Source organism: Pseudoalteromonas sp. APAL1 (assembly GCF_021532475.1).
GTDB lineage: Bacteria > Pseudomonadota > Gammaproteobacteria > Enterobacterales > Alteromonadaceae > Pseudoalteromonas > Pseudoalteromonas lipolytica_C.
The window spans coordinates 1-1712 of record NZ_JAKGAW010000099.1 but is presented as its reverse complement, the minus strand read 5'-3'; the positions used below and the strand labels follow the sequence as shown (position 1 = coordinate 1712).

Here is a 1712-nt window from a genome sequence, read left to right as displayed (position 1 = left end):
TTTAAAAGCGATTTATACTGCGTTATTGATTTTAACAATAGAACCACTATTACTTGCAATCAATGCCTTGCCTAAATCGCTTTTAATTCCAACTGAAACTCGCATCTTGAGGTGGTTTGGGTATATACAGGAGGATTATAGCAGATACGCCCATATTTGGGCGTATCTTGGCAAAAATTATTTAACTTATGCTTTATTCCGACGTAAGCAAATTACCGCTACTGCAGTAAAAGCAAGAATAAAACAATAATAAGATGATGTTGATACTTCCCATGGGCTAATTTTAAAAGTAGCACCCAACAATAGCGCTTGTGCGCCATAAGGCAGTGAGCCTTGTGTTACACAAGCAAAAATATCAAGCAAGCTTGCTGAACGCTTACCTGTAATTTCGCCATCATCCGCTAATTTTTTAGCAATTGGGCCTGCAACAATAATTGATACCGTATTATTAGCAATACATAGGTTGCTGGTCATAACGAGGGCTGCAATCCCTAATTGATCCGCAACTTTACGGTGCCATTTAGCGATAACTTTAGTAATTGCTTGAATTTTATTAGCAATATAATCAAGACCACCATTAATACGGATAAATTCTGAAAGGCCGCCAATAAACATCGATAGCAAGAAAATTTCCTGCATATCGGTAAAGCCTTTATAAACATCTTTAACAAAACTCGCCCCTTCATAGCTGCCAGTAAAGCCCATGAGTGCAGCAAAGATAATACCGCTAAATAGCACCACAAATACGTTAAAGCCCATTACCGCGAGTACCAAGATAAAGGCATAAGGCAATACTAATAAAATATCGAAGTCTTGAGTTTTTACAGCTTCCGCAGTAGGTGTTAAGAAAAATAACAAACCGATTGTTAATGCTGCAGCAGGCAGTGCAATTTTTAGATTTTCGCGGAATTTATCTTTCATTTCACAGCCTTGCGTGCGGGTTGCAGCAATCGTTGTGTCAGAGATGATTGATAAGTTATCACCAAACATGGCACCCGATACAATCGTGCCAGCCATCAGTGATGGATCAATACCTGTTTTTTGGGCGACGGCATAAGCAATCGGACCAATAGCACCAATAGTACCCATTGAAGTACCCATTGCAGTCGACACAACAGCGGCGATTAAAAATAATCCCGGTAGTAATAATGCTGGCGGAATAAGTGATAAACCTGCATTAACAACGGCATCAACACCACCTGTTGCACCGGCAACCGCAGAAAACGCACCAGCGAGAAGATATATCAAACACATCGTGATGATATTGCTGTGGCCAGCACCTTTAATAAAGGTTTCAACACTGTGGTTGATGGTGTTTTTATTTAAGATAAACGCCAGCATGATGGCAGGTAAAATTGCCACTGGAGCAGGTAATTGATAAAAAGCGTAATCAACACCTTGAGATTGTAAGTATAAGCCAGCGCCTAAAAATAAGCCGACAAACACCAAAAGCGGCAGCAAAGATAATTTTGCTTTTGTTTTATTAAATGATGGCTGCATCATATTCCTCATTAGATAACCAATAACACAGCCAAAGACTTCTTTTAGCTGTATTTAGTTGTGTCTAAAAGACATCAACAGCGCCCGCAAGCCAAAGACCAAATCGGCGCAAAGGAAGAAGTTTAAATGTATAGATGGCTAAATGCAAAGACTATCTGTTATTATTGTTGTTATTTTATAAAACATAAACTCAGCATAAATTAGCTCAGTGT

General features: G+C 39.1%; 2 protein-coding genes. One reads left to right on the top strand and one right to left on the bottom strand.

Going from position 1 to position 1712, the window contains the following annotated elements; all coding sequences use genetic code 11:
- Positions 1 to 250, top strand: a 250-nt coding sequence (locus L1264_RS21345; RefSeq protein WP_235404644.1) for a hypothetical protein, incomplete at its 5' end; no start/stop codon positions are given.
- On the opposite strand, the gene L1264_RS21340 is transcribed toward L1264_RS21345, so the two are convergent.
- The gene (locus L1264_RS21340) at positions 187 to 1500 is read right to left on the bottom strand and encodes a Na+/H+ antiporter NhaC family protein (protein ID WP_199527692.1); all 1314 of its coding nucleotides are present in this window, start codon (positions 1498 to 1500) and stop codon (positions 187 to 189) included. The two genes, L1264_RS21345 and L1264_RS21340, sit on opposite strands and share 64 nt — an antisense overlap.
- Between the last annotated feature and the right edge of the window lie 212 nt (positions 1501 to 1712).